Origin of the sequence: Novosphingobium sp. SG707 (genome assembly GCF_012275515.1) — a bacterium.
Lineage (GTDB): Bacteria > Pseudomonadota > Alphaproteobacteria > Sphingomonadales > Sphingomonadaceae > Novosphingobium.
Window position 1 is genome coordinate 30,624 of sequence record NZ_JAAZQL010000001.1, and the last position, 17,352, is coordinate 47,975.

Annotated in this window: 16 protein-coding genes; 7 read left to right on the forward strand and 9 right to left on the reverse strand. The window is 63.3% G+C overall.

The genetic code is table 11. The features are described from left to right. Positions 1 to 2 precede the first annotated feature (2 nt). The 4 genes from FHW92_RS00110 to FHW92_RS00125 form a co-directional block, all read right to left on the reverse strand. Complete coding sequence (locus FHW92_RS00110; RefSeq protein WP_168601212.1) at positions 3 to 1,670, reverse strand: sulfatase-like hydrolase/transferase; 1,668 nt, start codon at positions 1,668 to 1,670, stop codon at positions 3 to 5. 211 nt (positions 1,671 to 1,881) lie between these two features. Further along, a complete protein-coding gene (locus FHW92_RS00115; RefSeq protein WP_168601213.1) occupies positions 1,882 to 3,327 on the reverse strand; it encodes a sodium:solute symporter family protein in 1,446 nt (481 codons plus the stop codon). Then, positions 3,324 to 3,539, reverse strand: a complete 216-nt coding sequence (locus FHW92_RS00120) for a DUF3311 domain-containing protein (RefSeq protein ID WP_168601214.1) — start codon at positions 3,537 to 3,539, stop codon at positions 3,324 to 3,326. The genes FHW92_RS00115 and FHW92_RS00120 overlap by 4 nt, the downstream gene beginning before the upstream one ends. A 106-nt stretch (positions 3,540 to 3,645) precedes the next feature. Beyond that, complete coding sequence (locus tag FHW92_RS00125) at positions 3,646 to 4,566, reverse strand: LysR family transcriptional regulator (RefSeq protein WP_246869839.1); 921 nt, start codon at positions 4,564 to 4,566, stop codon at positions 3,646 to 3,648. A gap of 181 nt (positions 4,567 to 4,747) precedes the next feature. On the opposite strand from FHW92_RS00125, the gene FHW92_RS00130 reads away from it, so the two are divergent. The 6 genes from FHW92_RS00130 to FHW92_RS00155 all read left to right on the forward strand — a co-directional run bounded on the left by FHW92_RS00130 (position 4,748) and on the right by FHW92_RS00155 (position 9,555). Beyond that, positions 4,748 to 5,674, forward strand: coding sequence for a dihydrodipicolinate synthase family protein (locus FHW92_RS00130; protein ID WP_168601215.1), 927 nt, complete (start codon positions 4,748 to 4,750; stop codon positions 5,672 to 5,674). 3 nt (positions 5,675 to 5,677) lie between these two features. Further along, positions 5,678 to 6,871: an FAD-dependent oxidoreductase gene (locus FHW92_RS00135; protein WP_168601216.1), complete on the forward strand. Its 1,194-nt coding sequence runs from the start codon at positions 5,678 to 5,680 to the stop codon at positions 6,869 to 6,871. Beyond that, entirely contained in the window at positions 6,868 to 7,161 is a 294-nt protein-coding gene (locus FHW92_RS00140) for a (2Fe-2S)-binding protein (RefSeq protein ID WP_168601217.1), read from the forward strand. Before FHW92_RS00135 ends, FHW92_RS00140 begins: the two co-directional genes overlap by 4 nt. Continuing rightward, complete coding sequence (locus FHW92_RS00145; protein ID WP_168601218.1) at positions 7,158 to 8,525, forward strand: FAD-dependent oxidoreductase; 1,368 nt, start codon at positions 7,158 to 7,160, stop codon at positions 8,523 to 8,525. Before FHW92_RS00140 ends, FHW92_RS00145 begins: the two co-directional genes overlap by 4 nt. Positions 8,526 to 8,626: 101 nt before the next feature. Continuing rightward, positions 8,627 to 9,115 (forward strand): VOC family protein, encoded by a 489-nt coding sequence (locus tag FHW92_RS00150; protein WP_168601219.1) that lies wholly within the window; start codon positions 8,627 to 8,629, stop codon positions 9,113 to 9,115. A gap of 29 nt (positions 9,116 to 9,144) precedes the next feature. Next, positions 9,145 to 9,555, forward strand: a complete 411-nt coding sequence (locus tag FHW92_RS00155; protein WP_168601220.1) for a RidA family protein — start codon at positions 9,145 to 9,147, stop codon at positions 9,553 to 9,555. A 44-nt stretch (positions 9,556 to 9,599) separates the two neighbouring features. On the opposite strand, the gene FHW92_RS00160 is transcribed toward FHW92_RS00155, so the two are convergent. The 4 genes from FHW92_RS00160 to FHW92_RS00175 form a co-directional block, all read right to left on the reverse strand. Further along, positions 9,600 to 12,095: a glycoside hydrolase family 3 C-terminal domain-containing protein gene (locus tag FHW92_RS00160; protein WP_168601221.1), complete on the reverse strand. Its 2,496-nt coding sequence runs from the start codon at positions 12,093 to 12,095 to the stop codon at positions 9,600 to 9,602. Between the two features lie 100 nt (positions 12,096 to 12,195). Then, positions 12,196 to 13,578: a TonB-dependent receptor gene (locus tag FHW92_RS00165; RefSeq protein ID WP_246869906.1), complete on the reverse strand. Its 1,383-nt coding sequence runs from the start codon at positions 13,576 to 13,578 to the stop codon at positions 12,196 to 12,198. After that, positions 13,476 to 14,411: a TonB-dependent receptor plug domain-containing protein gene (locus FHW92_RS00170; RefSeq protein ID WP_168601223.1), complete on the reverse strand. Its 936-nt coding sequence runs from the start codon at positions 14,409 to 14,411 to the stop codon at positions 13,476 to 13,478. The genes FHW92_RS00165 and FHW92_RS00170 overlap by 103 nt, the downstream gene beginning before the upstream one ends. A 250-nt stretch (positions 14,412 to 14,661) precedes the next feature. Continuing rightward, on the reverse strand, positions 14,662 to 15,540 hold the full coding sequence (locus FHW92_RS00175) for an AraC family transcriptional regulator (protein ID WP_168601224.1): 879 nt from the start codon (positions 15,538 to 15,540) through the stop codon (positions 14,662 to 14,664). A 132-nt stretch (positions 15,541 to 15,672) separates the two neighbouring features. Between FHW92_RS00175 and FHW92_RS00180 the strand changes: the two genes are divergently transcribed. Next, positions 15,673 to 16,416, forward strand: coding sequence for an SDR family oxidoreductase (locus FHW92_RS00180; RefSeq protein WP_168601225.1), 744 nt, complete (start codon positions 15,673 to 15,675; stop codon positions 16,414 to 16,416). On the opposite strand, the gene FHW92_RS00185 is transcribed toward FHW92_RS00180, so the two are convergent. After that, positions 16,409 to 17,266 carry a LysR family transcriptional regulator gene (locus FHW92_RS00185; RefSeq protein WP_168601226.1) on the reverse strand — a complete coding sequence of 286 codons (858 nt, stop codon included), beginning with the start codon at positions 17,264 to 17,266 and terminating at the stop codon, positions 16,409 to 16,411. The two genes, FHW92_RS00180 and FHW92_RS00185, sit on opposite strands and share 8 nt — an antisense overlap. Between the last annotated feature and the right edge of the window lie 86 nt (positions 17,267 to 17,352).

A 17,352-nucleotide genomic window follows, 5' to 3' on the forward strand; every position in this document is an offset into this window, starting at 1 on the left:
GCTTACAAACCCGACTGGATATGAACAGCCTGACGCAGGAAACAGTAATTGGCTGCCTCGTCGCCGGCCGAGAAGGTTACCCTGACAGTCGCGGGACAGGAGGATGGGGCCTTAAGAGGATACTCCTCGATTGGATCACGCACCAGATTATAGAATTCGCAATTCACCTTGCCGGTCTTCTGGATACACAGCACCTTGAACGTCGCGTTTTTCACCGCCACCTGCTGCTCAAGCGCAGGCCCCGGAAGCCCTTCGGGCGAGATCGATGGAATGGCTGTTTCGGATATGATGTAGTCGTGAACAGGATCACGAACATTCTTGTCACGACCGAAAAGAATGGGAGCCAAGGAACGGGAATCGAGCGCAACCTGTCCAGTTCCATCGCGGTTCGAAACTGTTTTGGGAATAGTCACGTGGGCAAGATCGAGAACGGTGGAGAAAAGATCGGTGGTATGGACCACCGCATCACTTACGCCTTGCTTGATGCCCGGCCCCCGGATCAGTACCGGCACCCGCATCCCGCTTTCATAGCCGGTTCCTTTGCCGCGATGGTCGCGCTTGATATACATATTGTCGATAAAATTGATATTGGGCTTGCCGTACATCGGCGTCCCATTGTCACCAAGGATGATGACATAGGTGTTGGGGTCGATGTTCTTGAGCGCATCGAGCAGCTTGCCGACGGCGGTATCCATCGAATTTGTCATCGCCCGGTTGAGCGCTGGCGCCGAGCAATTGCCCAAATTCGTCGTGCCGAATTGCCCGCCGCAGGCTTTCATTTCATCCTGACTGGCCTTGTCCAGCATGTCGGCATTGGGAACAAAGGTTGGCGGATGACTTTGTCCTGCAGTGATATGTGAAAGATTGAAGGCAAACCAGGCAAACCACGGCTTGCCCGCACTCTGTTGCTGCTTCATCCAGCCAATTGCATCCGACACTTTGGTGACGGGAGCATATGTCGTTGGCGCGATCCCCGGCAAAGCACGCGTAGGCGCCTTTTCAGAGCGCCATTTGTCGGGTGGCGTGGTCTCATCCTGTATCTGGTAATCGTAATCCCAATAGTCGTTAATCGCGCCATTCAGATTGCCCCGAAACAGATCGAACGATGCCTCCTTGGGCTTCAGGCCGGGATATTGATTGAGACCGGCCATATGCCATTTGCCAAAAATGGCCGTACTGTATCCTGCGGTCTTCAAATCCTGGGCCAGCGAATGATGATGCTGGGTCAGATAATTGGTGTAATCGCGCACCCCGGTTTTGTTGGCATTGAGGCCGGTGAGCATGGAGGCGCGGGTGGGCGAGCAGAACGGGTGCGCCCATGCCTCACGGAATGCCAATCCTTGCGCGGCAAAACGGTTAAGAACCGGGGTCGAGGCGGGCCTGCCGTTGATAAGGTGATAATCAGGATCATTGCGGCCTTGCGGACCATATTGGCGAGAAAGACTTTCTATGAGGCCCGGATAGGCATCACTGGTTGTGTCCAGGCCGACATCGTCAAGCACAATCAGCAGAACATTGGGATGATGCGCCGGTTTTGCCGCGGCCAGCGCGCCTTGCGGAGTGAAGCCGATACCCGAAATCGCGATCGAGGCGGCCGAAATGAGCGCAAGACGCAGCTTTGACCGAAAGCGCATTTTAAATCTCCCGTAAATTCGGATCTTTTCTTGCATCTGCCTATGCAAGTTGGCGCCAGCAGTCGTGTCACTCCCATTTAAAAGCAAGCGATCAGCCGGTTATTATACTGATAAGCTATCGCTTATGGCTATGGTTTCTCGCAACCTTCGGGGCAATTTCAGATCAAATTCGAATGATCCAATCGCCCGGAAATCAGCCTTGGGATTGCGTGAAACCGGCGGGATGGCGGCCTTTCCTATACCGGTATTATTTCGCCCCATCGCCCGCCGAAGGCAGAACCATCATGGCGACCAACGTCACCGTCAAATTGCACAGCACCGCCACCAGTCCGATTTCCCATTCAACGAAAACCCCCGCCAGCGCCTTGCCGATCATCGGCACCCACAGCACGGCATAGCCCGCGATCAGCCCGGCCATCACCGCCAGACCCGAAACCCGCCGCGTGATAAAGGCAAGATACACCCCCGGCACCAACATGCCGATGGCCGCATAGGCCGACAGGCCCACCTCGACCAGCGAGGCGCTGGCCCCCAACGCCAGCCACAGGGCCGCCCCCGCAAAGCCCACCATCGAGCAGCGCGACACCAGCAATTCGCGCCGGTCGTCCATGTTCCGCCAAACCGGCCGCACGATATTTCGCGCGAAAATCGACCCGCAAGTCAGCATCAGCACCGAACCCGGCACCAGCGCCAACAGGCTGGCCGTGCCCGCGAACAGGCCAATCAGCCAGACGGGACAATGCTGGACCACAAAAGTCAGCAACAGCGCGTTAAGATCCCCGCCCTCGGGCCGCGTGCCCGCCAGCAAGGCGGCAAAGCCGAGCAGGATGATGAAGAAATAGGACAGCGAATAGATCGGCTGAAGCACGGTATTGCGGCGGATCGTATCGCTGCTGCCCGCCGAAAAGCACAGTTGGAACATATGCGGGAAGATATAGGTGCCGATCGCCACATTGATCGCCGAGGTGCTCAGCCACACCAGACTGAGCCCGGCGTGGGGCTGTAAGCCGGGGAAACGGGTGGCGGCGGGATAAAGATCCTGAACCCGCGCGAACACGTCGAGCATCGACGACGCGCCCACCATCCCGGCCACGCCAAAAGCCAGCACCGCCACCACGATCAGCATCAGCACATCCTTGACCCCGGCGGCAAAAGCCGCCGAGCGCAGACCCGCCAAAAACACAAAGGCCAGCATCACCGCCACCGCGATCACCGCCGCCCATGTGCCCCCGATCACCGGCCCGGCCACCAGACGCACGATGAAGGTCAGCGCGGTCACCTGTATCTGGATATAGACCGTCAACGCGATCAGCCCCGCGCAGGCCACCACCATGCCCAGCCAGCGCGATTGATAGCGATGGGCAAAGAAATCGGCCTGAGTAATCAGCCCATGCCGCCGCCCATAGGCATGAATGCGCGGCGTCAGCCAATAGCCCACCGCCGCCGACAGCGAAACCGAGGTGAACGCCAGATAGGCTGGCGCGCCATAGGCCCAGGCAAAGCCCGAAATGCCCAGCACCGCAAAGGTCGTGTAAATCTCACCGGCATTAAGGAACCAGAACACCAGTGTCCCCATCCGCCGCCCGCCCAGCGCCCAGTCCTCCAGCGACTTGCTGCGGGTTTTGGCGCGGCCATAGGCCATCGCGCCGATCGTCGTGCCCAGCACGATCAGCAGGATCATCATGCGGATCATGGCTTGCGATCCAGCCAGTAGCGCAGGGCCAGCACAAAGGTGGCGAACATTATTCCCGCCATTTGCCAGACCATCGGGAAAGGAAGGCCAAACGGGCGCCACACGATGCCATTGGCCCATGGCGCAAGGCCCAGTTGCCAGACAAAGGGCAGCAAAAGCAGCGCGTCGGCCCGGCGAAAAGCCGCGACCTCGACGCCTTCGGGATCATCCATGGTTTATCCAGCCTGTGGGAATTGCGTGGGAATGGCAGAATTTGCCGCATTCAACGCTGCATTCAATGCTAGGCAATGCGGGATTATGTTGCCACAGACGCAACGATCAGACCTCGGCCACGCGCAAGGGGCGGTTCCACTGGCGCAACTGCGCCTCCACCATTTTGAGCAGGCGGGCGGGCGCGCCCTCCAATTGCCGCCCCGCGCGCAGGATCAGGCTGATCGTGGCATCCTCCATCGCATCATCGGCAATCGCGATACTGGTCAACTCGCCGCTTTCCAGCTCGCTCCACACCGACAATTGCGGCAGGATCGTCACCGCCGCCCCCCGCCGCACGGTTTCGCGCATCATATGGATCGAATTGGTGGTGATGACCGGTTCGAGATAGGTGTTGTGGCGCAGCTCCGCCCCGGCCAAAATCTGGCGCAGGCCGAAATGGCGCGGTGAAAGGCACAAAGGATGGCGCGCCAGATCGGCCAGCGACACGCTGGTCTGCCCCGCCAGCGGATGACCCGCGGCAACAATCGCCATCAGAGGCTGGGCGATCACCGAGCGGACATGGATCTTGATGTCATGCGGCGTCTGAAACACCAGCCCCAGATGCGCCTCGTCATCGAGCACCTGTCGCACGATCTGCTGCGATGAATTGACCGAGAGGTCGAGATGGATCTGGGGATTGGCGGCGGTAAAACTGGCGATCATGTCGGTAAAACCGCTGCCCAGAAAGCCTTCACCCACGGCCAGCACGGCATGGCCGCTTTTTACCGAGCGCAATTCCTCCAGCTTGGCGCGCAGAGCCTCGCGGTCGGCCACCTGGTTGCGGTAATGGGCGATGACGATTTCGCCCGCATGAGTCAGCCGCACCCCGCGCCGCCCCTTCTCGATCAGGGCAAGGCCATAGCTTTCCTCCAGTTGCGCGATCTGACGGCTGATCGAGGAGGCCGCGACATTGAGCCGGTCACTGGCCGCGCGCATCGAGCCTGCGTTGAGCGCCTCAAACAGATAGCGCAAACCCGTTTCCGACATTCGGCAAGCCCCCTATCATTCTTTGCAAACCCGGCATCAGCTTGCCCAAGTTTGCGCTCAACGCAACAACTTTGACAAAAGAGCGCCATTGCCTGCGCATATGGGGAATGCCAGATCAGGCCGTCCCCCGCCGGGCAAAGCGGTCATTCGCATCGCTTTTTCGGATGAAAACGAGGCATGAATGGCAAGTATCAAGCGTGATCGAGTGAACTGGCAGGGCTATCTTCCCGCCATCACAACTCCCTTTTCCGCCGATGGCGGGCTGGATGAGGCGGGTCTTGGCCGCCTGTTGGAATGGCTGCACGGCGAAGGCATGCATGGGCTGGTTCTGGCCGGAACCACAGGCGAATGGACCAGCATGAGCGCAGCCGAACGCGCCCGCCTGTTTGCCCTGACCGGCGCCCAGATGAAGGGCAAGCTGCCCCTGATCGCGGGCTGCTCCAGCTTTACCGCGACTGAGAGCATCGCCTTTGCCCGCCATGCGGCGCAGGCCGGATTTGACGGCGTGCTGTTGACGCCCCCGCCCTACATTCGCCCGCGCGCCGATGAAATCGTCGGCTTTTATGAAACGGTCAGCGCGGCCATCGACCTGCCCATCTGCATCTATAACTGGCCGCCGGGCACGGGCATCGACATGGATCTGCCCCTGCTCTCGCGCCTTGCCGACATCGAGGGCGTGGTGGCGATCAAGCAATCCTCCTCCTCTTTCGAGCGCTTTGTCGAGACCTTCTTTGCGCTCAAGGATCAGGTGCGCGTGTTCGGCTTTCCGATGAACGAGATCGGGCTGACGATGCTGCGCGTGCATGGCGGCGATGGCACGATGGGCGCGGGCGGTGTGCTGGGGCGCTATCAGCCGGGCTTTTACGATGCCTTCTGGGCGGGCGATCTGGAAGGTGCGCGCGCCTGCGGGGCCAAGGACCGCGTGCTGATGCGCGAATGGTACACGCCCGAACTGGTGGGGCGCTTCGGTTCCGGCCCGGCGATCCTCAAGGCCGCGCTCGATGCGCAGGGTCTGCCCGGCGGGCCGGTGCGCGCGCCTTTGCTACCTATCACCGATGCCGCGCGCGAAGAGATTGCCCAAACGCTGCGAAAGCTGCAAATCCTGTGATCCATGACGCATGAAGTCCTGATCATCGGCGGCGGCCTGCTGGGCTGCGCGGCGGCGTGGCATCTGGCCCGCGCCGGTCTTGCCCCGCGCCTGATTGAGGCGCGGGGCATCAATGCGGGCGCCTCGGGCCAGAACGCAGGTTCGCTGCATTTCCAGATCGAGCGGCGCTTTCTCGAACCGGGCGGTACGGCCCATGCGCAGGGCGGCGATATCGTCCGCCTCAACCGTCTGGCGATCGAGGAATGGGCGGGGCTGGAGGATCAGCTTGGCCGCCCGCTCGACATTCACATGCATGGCGGGCTGATGCTGGCCGAAAATGAGGCGGATCTGGCGCTGCTTTCCCTCAAGGTGGCACGCGAAAACGAACTGGGCCTACCTACGCAATTGCTGTCGGGCGCAGAGGCGCGCGATCTGGTGCCGCGCCTTGCCCCCCATATCTGCGGCGCGGCATGGCTGGCGCAGGAAGGCCACGCCAATCCGCGCATTCTGGCCGATGCCTTCGCCGATGCCGCGAAGTCATCAGGCGCGAGCATAGAAACGCAGAGCCGCCTGCTCGACCTGCGCCGCGATGGCGATCATTGGCAGGCCACCATCGAACAATCCGGCCAGATCGCCACCGCCCGCGCGCGTCACGTCATTCTGGCCACCGGCCATTGGACCGCACGGATCGCGGCGCGCATGGGGCTGAACATCCCGCTCTATCTGGCGCCTCTGATGATGAGCGTGACCGATCGTACCGCGCCCTTTCTGCCCTATCTGATCCAGCATGTCGGCAAACGGCTGTCGATGAAGCAGACAGATGACGGCAATATGGTGATCGGCGGCGGCTGGGCCTCGGCCCCACAGAAGATGGCCGACGGCCTGCCCGATCTGGACGCGCCGCCCCATCTGGTGCCCGACAACCTGCGCGCCAATCTGGCGGTTGCGGCGGGCGTCATGCCGTGTCTGCGCGGGCGCAGCCTGATCCGCAGCTGGACCGGCATGACGTGCATTTCCGCCGATCAATTGCCCATTGTGGGCGAAGTCCCCGCCGCGCCCGGCCTCCATGTCGCGGCGGGCGGGTCGATGTTCACGCTGGGGCCGCTGCTGGCGCGGATGTTGGCGCGCAGCATTATCGAGCGCGCCATGCCCGAGGAAATCGCCCTGTTCAGCGCCGCCCGCTTTGCTCATCTCAACGCCTTTGTGGTGCCGTCATGAGCCGGATCGTCGATGGCGTGACCCGCCCCGCCCCCATAACCGTCGAGATCGATGGCGCGATGATCCCGGCCCACCCAGGCGAAACGTTGGCCGCCGCCATGGTCGCAACCGAAATCTACCGGATGCGCGACGACCGATCCGGCGCCCCGCGCGGCCTGTTGTGCAACATGGGTACATGCAGCGAATGTTTCGTCTGGATCGCCATGGAGGACGGATGGCGCCGCCGTCGCGCCTGCCTGACCCCGGTGGAGGATGGCCTGCGCATTGCCACGCATGAGGTGCCGCTATGATCGACATCGCCATCATCGGCGGCGGCCCCGCCGGACAGGCCGCCGCACGGCAAACGCTGGCTGCGGGCCTGTCCACCACCATGATCGACGAGCAGGCCCGGCCCGGAGGCCAGATCCTGCGCCAGCCCCCTGCCGCTTTTGCGGTCAAAGGATGGATGGCGGGCCGCCTCTATCGCCCGCTGCGCCACCTGCTCGCCCAGACCGAGGCGGACACGCGGCTCGACTGGCGGGGAAGCACCAGCGTGGCCGGGATCGAGCGGATTGCCGATCATTTCCGTCTTACGCTCTCGGGTGCGCATGGCGGCACGCTGCTGGCGCGGCGGGTGCTGATCGCGGCGGGCTGTTATGACATGCCGGTGGCGATGCCGGGCTGGACCCTGCCCGGCGTGATGAGCGCGGGCGCGGTGCAGACCATGCTCAAATCGCAGCAGTTGGTGGCGGGCCAGCCCATTGTCCTGCTGGGCAGCCATCCCTTGCTGCTGGTGCTGGCCATGCAAATTCTGGACGCCGGGGCCGAGGTCGCGGCGGTGCTGATGCCGCAGACCTATGGCCGGACGATGCGCGCGGCCCTGCCCCATCTGGCGGGGGCGATGTTCGCGCCCAGCCCTTTGATTGCGGCGGGGGCGGCCATGGCGCGTCTGCGCTTGGCGGGGGTGCCCCTGATGATGGGCGCGCGGCCTATCGGCTTTACCGGCGATGGGCGGCTGGAGGCGGTTGATTATGCGTGGCGTGGCCGGACCCACCGTATCGCGGCGCAGGTGGCGGCTGTGTCCTATGGCTTCCTGCCCCAATCGGATCTGCCGCGTCAGGTCGGCGCGGCGGTGCGCTGGGCGCGACCTGCGGGCGGGTGGGAAACCTTGTGTGATGGGGCGATGCGCTCCTCGGTGCCGGGGCTTTATGTCGCGGGCGAAACCACCGGCGTTGCGGGCGCGGATGCCGCCATGGCCGAGGGCGAGATTGCGGGGATCGCGATAGCGCTGGATGCAGGCGCGCAGCCTGCCTCCGATATGGCCCGCGCGCAGGCAAGGCGCGCAAGGCTGCAACCCTTCATCGACCTGCTGCGCGCGGTGGCCGATCCGCGCGATGTCTGGCCGCAGGCGACGCCCGAAACGCTGCTGTGCCGATGCGAGGATATTTCCGTGGCGCAGGTCGAGGCAACTATGGCCCGGCTCTCGCCCATGGCTGACGCTTCGGCGGTCAAGCATCGCTGCCGGATCGGCATGGGCCTGTGTCAGGGGCGGTCCTGCGAACATGCGCTGGTGCGTCGGATTGCCGCCGCGCAGGGATGTGATCCCGATGCGGTCGCCCCGTTCCGTGTGCGCTTTCCCGCGCGGCCCTTGACCGTGGATGAGATCATCGGCTGACCGTTGCGCCCGCCGCAACAATGTGGTCCCGGCGATGTCATTGCTGCGGCGCAAACCCCTTGTCATCCTCGCCTCCTGCACCATTCACAGGAGCCGTCCGCATGACCGAGGCCATCCCTCCCCGCCCCCATTTCTCCGCCGATCACGTGTCATGGACCGTGGCCGATGCCGAAGCGGTGGCGCGCTTTTACATCGACGTGTTCGGCGCATCCGAATTGTTCCGCATGGGGCCGATTGACGCCGCCGACATTCCCCCCATGCCCGATGGGCGCGACTGGATGGCGGCGCATGTCAATGTGCCGGGCGCGCGGCTCACGCTCATCATGCTGCGTTTGACCGAGACGCTCAATTTTCAACTGGTGCAATATGACAAGCCCGATGACCGCAGCCCCGCCCTGCCGCGCAATTGCGATGCGGGCGGGCATCATCTGGGGCTGCGGGTCGATGATGTGCCAGCTGCGGCGGCCTATCTCGCCGCGCATGGCTGCACCGCGATGGAGATCATCGAGATTTCCGAAGGGCCGCTGGCGGGCAAGAAGAACCTCTATCTGCTCGACCCCTGGGGCCATCAGCTTGAAATCGTGGACTGACCCCCCTCTTTTTACAACAGGACACCATCATGACCGCAAAGCGTATCAATCCCGCATCCCTTTATGAAAGCACCCGCTTCGGCTTTTCCCATGCCGCGCTGGATGAAGCCACCGACACGCTCCATCTGGCGGGGCAAGTCGCGTGGGACAAGGATTACAATGTGGTGGGCGGCGATGACCTGGCCGCGCAAACCCGTCAGGCGCTGGCCAATATCCGCGCCGTTCTGGCCGAGGCGGGCGCGGGGGTGGACGATCTGCTGCGTCTGCGCACGCTGATCGTCAATTACGATATGTCCAAGCTGGAGGCCGTGGGCGCTGAACTGGCCGCGTTTTACGGCGATGTCATCCCCGCGCCCAACACCATCATCGGGGTTCAGGCGCTGGCCCTGCCCGATTTCCTGATCGAGATCGAAGCGGTAGCGGTGCTGCCCAGGGGTTGATCGATAGAAGGGCCGCTCCGGGGTGGAGAGCGGCCCTTCCCGTTTTAGCGCGACAGATTTGCCGACAAAGGCAGGTCGCGCGAACTGTTGCCCACAAAGATGCGCATGGTCCCGGCGGGAACCTTCCACGCATGGGCCTTGTCATCCCACACCGACAGATCGCGGCGCGTAAGGGCAAAGCTGACCTCGCGCGTCTCGCCCGGCGCCAGTTCGACGCGGGCAAAGCCCTTGAGCTGGCGCGGCGGCTCACCTGCGGCGGCGGGCATGGCCAGATAGAGCTGAGCCACCTCAGCCCCCGCCCGCGCGCCAAGATTGCGGACCTGCGCAAACACCTGCCAGCCGTCGCCCCGGCGCGCGACCTTCAGCCCGGAAAAGGCGAAATGCGTATAGGACAGGCCAAAACCAAAGGGATAAAGCGGGGTCAGCCCTTTGGCATCATACCAGCGATAGCCCACCAACAGACCCTCGCTGTAATCGGCCCTCGTGCCTTTGCCGGGATAGCGCGCAGGGCCATCGGCAGGCCCATGCGTTTCGTCGGCGGGGAAGGTGACGGTCAGCTTGCCCGAGGGATTGGCGGCCCCGGTCAGCAGGCGCGCGATGGCCGGTCCCGCCACCTCGCCCGGATACCAGCCCGCGATGATACCCGCCACCTTGTCGCGCCACGGCATCAAGACCGGGCCGGCGGTATGCATCACCACCACCGTGCGCGGATTGGCCTTGGCCACCGCCTCGATCAACGCATCCTGATCGCCGGGCAGGCGCAGGTCGGTGCGGTCGGCGCCTTCGGAAATGTGATCGGCCACGAACACCACCGCGACATCGGCCTTGGCCGCTGCGGCCACGGCGTCCGCGATCAGGCTTGCGTCGGGCGCCTGCCAACCCACGCGCAATTCGGGGGGAGAAAGGGTGGGCGCGGTCGAATAGTCCAGCTCGAACGAGACCGGTTTGCCCGCCTCCAGCGTGATCGTGCCATGGGTGGTCAGGCGGAAATTCTGCTTGGGCGTATAGGCCACCTCGCGCCCATCAATGCGCAGGCGGATTTCTCCGCCGCCATTGAGCGAGAAGCGGTAGAGCCCACCCACCGGAGGCACCAAAGTGCCGCGCCAGCGCGCGGAAAAGACGCTGCCCAACTCCTTGGTACCGGCCTGCTCATAATCAATCGTGGCTTCGGCGCGGGTCAGCGCGGGCTTGCCGGAAAAATCGGGCGAGGCGTAATAGCTGGCCGTCAGATCGTGCAGGGCCGAGGCGGGAATGGCGGGCAAAGGCGCAATCCCCAGCGTGCCGCGGGCATAATCGACCTTAACGTTTTCAGGTAGGGCAGCGCGGATCGCAGCCAGCGGGGCCATCGGCTTGATCTCATCATTCTTGACAAAGCCGCCATAGCGCTCGGTGGTCTGGACATGCTCGCCCGCATCATCGCCGATGATCGCCACGCGCGCCAGACCGGGGCCAAGCGGCAGCACGCCCCCCTGATTGCGCAGCAGCACGCTGCCCTCCTCAGCGATCCGTTGCGAAAGCGCAAGATGGGCGGGCGAGCGGGCCTGCGCATTGGCATCGCCCTTGATCGGGCGGTCAATCACGCCCAGCCGGAACATCGGCGTCAGGATGTGGCGCAACAGAGTGTCGATATCCCCGCCCGTCACCTCGCCCTTGGCCAGCGCCTTGCGCAGGGGCGGGCCGTAGAATTCGGCGAAACCAAAGGGGCTGGGGCCGCCGGGCATGGAAATATCCATCCCGGCTTTCACGCTGGCCACGGTGCTGCGATGGGCGAAATACCAGTCGGAAACGACAAAGCCGTCAAAGCCCCAGCCGCGCAACTGATTGAGCGCCGCCTTGTTTTCGCAGGCATAGGTGCCGTTGAAACGGTTATAGGCGCACATGATCGATCCGGCACCCGCGCGCCGCACCACCGCCTCGAAAGCGGGGAAATAGATCTCGTTCAGGGCGCGCTCGCTGACGCGCGCATCAATGGCCTCATAGGCGGGCGCATCGCCAAGGCGCAGCCATTCCTGATTGTTGGCGGCGAAATGCTTGGGCGTGGCCAGCACGCCCTGCGCCTGTATGCCTGCCGTGATCGCCGCGCCGCCGATGGCGGTCAGATAGGGATCTTCGCTGAGCGTTTCAGCAATGCGGCCCCATTTGGGCGTGCGGATGATGTTGATCGTGGGGGCAAGCACGACATTGCGCCCCTTGGCCGCATGTTCGCGCCCCAGCGCGGCGCCAAATTCCCGCATGAGGCCCGCATCCCACGTGCTGGCCGTCATCAAGGGGGCGGGAAACTGTGTCACGCCCACCATGCCATTGCCCACGCCCGCCGGACCATCGCCCATGCACAGCGCGGGCAGGCCCAGCCGGGGCAGGCCCGAAATATGCCCGACACAGGGGTTCACCCCGGTGCCATTGCCGTCCAGCACCGTGTCGCCCTGCAGCAGGCCGAGTTTTTCATCCATCGTCATGGCGGAGATCAGCCGATCTGCCCGCTGCGCCGGGGTCCGGCTCGCCTCCATCCATGGGCGCGCCTTGTCCGGCGTTTGGGCCATCACGCCCCCCCACCCCGCTGTTCCACAAAGCGCCGCCCCGGCAAACAGGGCAAGACGAAGCGACAAAACAGCAGAGCGGGAGAACATGGGCATTACTCTTTTAGAACTTCACCGAACCCGACAGGGTGATCGTGCGCGGGCGGCTGACATAATAGCCCAGCGGATAGACACCCGGCACGATTTCGTTGAAATTGATGACGGTCTGGTTGTTCGACAGGTTGGTGGCGTTCAGATTGACCGCCCATGCATCCTTGCTGATTCCGGCGCGCAGGCCGATCAGCCAGTAGCCGTTGAGATGCTGCCAGTTGTCAATCGTGGAGTTGAACTTGGTGTCCATCGGCCCCTGATAGGTGGCATCCGCGCCGATCGTGCCCATCAGCCCACTCGCCCCCACAGGCGCCGAATAGCTGATCCCCGTGGCGCCCGACCATGTGGGCACATAGGGAATATGATCGCCCTTGCGCCCGGTCGCGGCCACCGGATTGTCGCGGTCCAGCTTGGCATTGCTGTAGTTCAGGCTGCCCGTCAGGCGCAGGCCCGGCAACGGGCGCGCATCGATCTCGGCCTCAAAGCCGGTCACGCTCGCCTTGCCGCCATTGCCGGTATAGCCAAAGGAAACCGTGCCGTTCGTGGCCTGCTGCGAGACCTGAATGTTCGACCAGTCGATGTAATAGACCGCGCCGTTCAGATAGAGCTTGCGGTCGAGCAGCGTGTTTTTGAGGCCGAATTCATAGGACCACAGCTGATCCGAACCATAGCCGTCGGGAACGACCACATTGGCCAGCGCAGCCGCCGTCTGGTCGTTGGTGCCGCCCGAGCGATAGCCCTGCGCGACCTGAACATAGGCATTGGTGTGGCTGCTGACCTTATAGGCAAGGTTGAAGCGGCCGATCACGCCCTGATCCTTGGTTTTCAGCACCGGCCCTGCGCCCGCGCCCGCGCCGCCGCCCGCTGCAACAAACGCCACCGATTGCTGCTCCAGCTTGAAATCGAACCAGCGCGCGCCGGCGGTAAACGTCAGATCGGGCAGGATCTTGTAGCTGAGTTCACCGAAAATCGCGCGTTCGCGGATCTGGGTATTCACGGCGCGGTCAAGCAGCAAGGCTGCATTGGCCGGAATATTGCCGGTCGTATCGGCCTTGGGCCATGACGAACGGTAATAGCGGTCCTCATTCTGCATGAAGGCACCCACCAGCATCTGCACCGGGCCCTTGAAGTCCGAGGCGAAGCGCAATTCGGCGCTGTCCACCTTGCGGTGCTTGTTCTGCACCAGGGCGCTGCGCCCGGTAGTGTCATAGGGCAGGCCGAAAAACGCCTGTGCCGCCAGCGAGGCATCGCGCACAAAGCCGGTGTCGCGGACAAACCGCGAGCCCGTCGCCGTCACCGTACCGAAGCTGCGCTTGTAATTGGCGGTGACGTTATAGATCTCGCTCTTGTCATCATAGGGCGAGCGGACCACATCGGCCTGATAATTGGCGGGCAGCTTGGCCCCGCCAAAATCCTGAAGGTTATAGTAATCTTGGCGTCCTGATGCACCTTTTGGATCATCATCATCGTGTCGATGGTCAGGTCATCGGTGGCCTTCAGGCGGGTGGAAAGGCGCGCAGCCTTGCTCTTTTCCGCATTCGCGCCCTTTTCAAAGCGATTGTTGATCCAGCCGGGCAGGTCGGCATAGAAACCCGAAGCGCGCACCGCAAAACGGCCCGGAATGACCGGAATATTCACCGCGCCATCGGTCTGCATGCCAAGATCCGCGCCCTTGGTGGTGCGCAATCCGCCCTGAACATAGCCGGTCACCTTGTCCAGATCGGGCTTGGCGGTGATGTAGCGCATCGTGCCCGCCATCGAACTGGCGCCAAAGGTGGTGCCTTGGGGGCCTTTCAGCACTTCAACGCGGTCGATGTCGAACAGCTTGATGTCGGGGGCCTGACCGCCGCCATCCTGCGAGTTTTCGCCGGTGATGACCACTTCGTCCAGATAAAGCCCGACCGTGCCCGCGCCGCTGGCATTGATGCCGCGCACGACATAGCGCTTGTCGCCCGGACCTTCGTCCTGAACCGACAGGCCCGGCACGGTGCGATAGAAATCGGCAAAATCAATCGCGCCCTTGGCCTGAAGATCGGCCCCGCCGATCGCCTGCACGGCAATCGGGGTGGCCTGAATGGTCGAGGCCGTGCGCTTGGTTGCGGTCACGACAATGCCGTCGCCTGCCACATTGCTCGCCTGCGGGGCCTGCTGGGCATAGGCCGGAAGAGCAAAAATCATAAGACTGCTGGTCGCGGCCAGACGAAAGCCGATCTGCTTGGAGTAGCGCATATTATTCCCTGCCTTGATTAAGTGGAGGACTCTTGCCGCCTGCGAGCCTCCGGCTGTTGAGCCGCCGGATAGCCACGGAAATGTCATAGAAGCGGTCGCTGCGCTCAATGCATAATATTGTTCACTTTCGTTGCCCTGTACGCAACATATGCGAAGCGGCCGTTGGTTCAACGCTTCGAAATCGGCAACGAGCAACGCATTTCAGGGCGCGCGCCGGACCGCGTTGATCAGCAAAGCTGGAACGCGGGCTTCAGAGGCTTTCGCGTAATCTGGTGATGTCGTGCGATGGCGGCAGGCCGAATTGGCGGGCATATTCGCGGCTGAACTGGGTTTGGCTTTCATAGCCCACATCCATCGCGACCGATGTGACATTGCCCTCGCCCGCCATCAGCAGCGAACGCGCGTGCAACAGGCGCACCTGTTTCTGGTATTGCAGAGGGCTCAACGTGGTCACAGCCTTGAACTGGCGGTGAAAGGCCGAAACACTGAGCGCCGCCATGGCCGCCAGGGTTTCGACCCGCAGCGGTCGCGTAAAATTATGCCTGATCCATTGGATCGTCGCGCCCACCCGGGCCAAGGCTGTTCCCGGCGTGGCGATCGCGCGCAGCATCCAGCCCAATGGCCCCTGCAACACCCGAAACAGGATCTCCCGCTCATAGGCTGGCGCCAGCACAGCGATCTCGTCGGGGCGATCCATCAATCGCAGCAGCCGCACCCAGGCATCCAGCAAATCCTCGGTAATGGGCGCCACGCAAAAGGCAGCACCGTCCACCGGCCCGCCGGGGGCGTTGGGCGCATCGGCCAACAGCGCGGCGATGATCCTGGGCTCCAGCGTCAGGCTGACCGCCAGATAGGGCGCGCCATCATCGGCCGGATGCACCCTGCCCACCGCAGGCAGATCCACCGACATCACGAAATAGGTGGCCGGATCGTAACGCATTGTGCGCCCGCCCACCGTCATCGTCTTCGCGCCTGTCAGGATCAGGTTGATCATAGGATCATAAACAGCGGCAAGGCGATGCTCGGCAATTTCGCCCTGCACCATGGCCACGCGCGCAATTCTCGTTTCGGTCCGACGGTTTTCGGCCCGCGATGCCAATCTGCGCAATTCGGACAGCCGGGTTTCCATGTGTCGCGCTGTGTCACACCCGACTGGGCCCGGCAACGACAAAGCAGGAATAGGCATGAATGAAGGAGGATCATGGGCGCTCTCCTTCCTTGGGGCGACTAGATCCACCGCATCATAGCGAAGAGGACGACCATGAGCATTGTCATCATCACCGGCGCCAGTCGCGGCCTTGGCGCCAGCATGGCCCGCCATTGCGCCAGGCGCGGGTTTGGCACCATCATCACCTACCGAACAGGCCGGCAGGAAGCCGGGCAATTGGTCGCTGCGATTGAGGCCGAGGGCGGCAAAGCAATGGCCTTGCCGCTCGATGTCAGCGACATCGCCAGCTTCCCCGCCTTTTGTGCGATGCTGCGCGACGCCTTGGCCAGCGTATGGCAGGCCACGACCTTTGACGCGCTGGTCAACAATGCGGGGCATGGGCAATTCGCGCCTATCGCCAATGTCGCCGAAGATGACTTCGACGCCCTGTTCCGCGTCCACCTCAAAGGGCCGTTTTTCCTGACGCAGACCCTGTTGCCGTTGATGGCGGATGGCGGCCACATCGTGAATGTCACCAGCGCCACCACCCGCGTCGCCACGGCGGGCGTCGCGCCCTATGCCGCGTTCAAGGGCGGGCTGGAGGTGTTGACCCGCTATATGGCCAAGGAGTTTGGCGAACGCGGCATTCGCGCCAATGCCATTGCGCCGGGGGCGGTCCGTACGGATCTTGGCGGCGGCATCAGCGCGGAGTTCGAGGCCATGCTGGCCGGACAGACGGCGCTGGGCCGTATCGGCGAACCCGACGATGTGGGTCGGATGGTGGCCAGCCTCCTGTCTGACGACAACCGCTGGATCAATGCGCAGACCATCGAAGTGGCGGGCGGTTACATCATCTGAAAGCCACGCTTTCCACCATCAGGTCAAGCAACGCACGCAGGCGCGGCAAGCGCTTCAGGTCACGGTGATAGCCGAGCCATGTCTCGCGGCTCGGCGGTGCGCTGCCAAGATCCACCTCCACCAGACCCGGCGTGGCGGCGGCCAAAGGTTTGGGCAGGACCGCCAGCCCCGTGCCCAGCGCGCAGAGCTGCGCCTGCATCTCGCGGCTGTTGCTGCGGGCAACGATGCGTGCGGTGGGCAGGCTCTGCATCAGCCAGGCCACATCGGGCATCCCGCCAAAGCCGGTGTCCATCACCACCACCGGCACGCTATCCCCCAGCGGGCCAAAATCGGCCGGGGCATAGAGCGCATAGGGCACCGTCATCAGCCGCCTTGCGATCACCTCCGGCTCATCAAACGGGGCGATGCGCAGCACCAGATCGGCCTCGCGTCGGGCAAGGCTGTAGATGCGCGGATCGGTCAGCGTTTCGACCACCACGCCGGGATGGCGCCGGTGAAACTCGGCCAACATGGGCGCCAGCACGATCCGCCCGAACCAGTCCGAACAGGTCAGCCGCAACATGCCCTCCAAGCGCTGTTCATTGCCCGCCAATTCGCGTGAGAGCGCCTGCGCCTCAGCCTCCATACGCTCGGCATGGCGCAGCATCACCGCGCCTTCATCGGTCAGCACAAAGCCATCGGCGGTACGCTGAAACAGGGCGGTGCTTGTGGCTTCTTCCAGCGCGCGCAGGCGGCGGCCCATGGTGGGCTGCGATTGACCCAGTTTTCGCGCGGCCGCGCCCAGCGTGCCTTCGCGCGCAATGGCGAGGAAAACCGGCAGATCGCTCCATTCAAGCGGCGGGGAAGACATGGCATATCCAAACAAATATGAATGGACAGCATACAGTATCGTCGATTTTCATTCAAGCATGATCGGCGCACCATCAGGGCATCAAA